Raw genomic sequence first — 394 nt, 5'->3', positions numbered from 1 at the left:
ATGACGTAGTGTTTTTTGCCCGGGCCGAGCACCACCGGGATCATGTGCTTGCCGAGCAGCTCGGCCTGCTTCTTCGCCTTGTGCTGACGCCAGCGCAGTCGCTTTTCCTTCACCTCGCGCATCCCGACCGTCATCTGAGTCGGCCGCAGCGACAGGATCGGGATCGTATGCAGCACCGGTTCGCGCGGGTTGGTCATCGCTGATCTCCTGAAGGCCGCGGTCCGGCCCGACTGTTTGTTGGCGTCGCCCTTTGGCAACGTAGCGCGCCACCTGCAGCCAAGCACGTCCAATTCGAAGAGCGCCGGGCGCGCTGCAAGGGCCGAGAACAGCGGATCGGACAGCCACGGCATCCGGTCTATTGCGGAGTTTTCCCGGCGCCGTATCCTTACTAGGA

1 protein-coding gene is annotated in these 394 nt (G+C 63.5%); it reads right to left on the bottom strand.

From position 1 onward, the window contains the following. The coding region (locus DY467_RS25990; protein WP_283811831.1) for a ParB-like protein at window positions 1-197 on the bottom strand (197 nt) is incomplete at its 3' end. Window positions 198-394 lie beyond the last annotated feature (197 nt).

This window comes from Rhodopseudomonas sp. BR0G17, assembly GCF_010907025.1.
Lineage (GTDB): Bacteria > Pseudomonadota > Alphaproteobacteria > Rhizobiales > Xanthobacteraceae > Rhodopseudomonas > Rhodopseudomonas palustris_H.
Note: the sequence above shows the minus strand (reverse complement) of the source record. Positions and strands in the feature narration are given on the sequence as shown.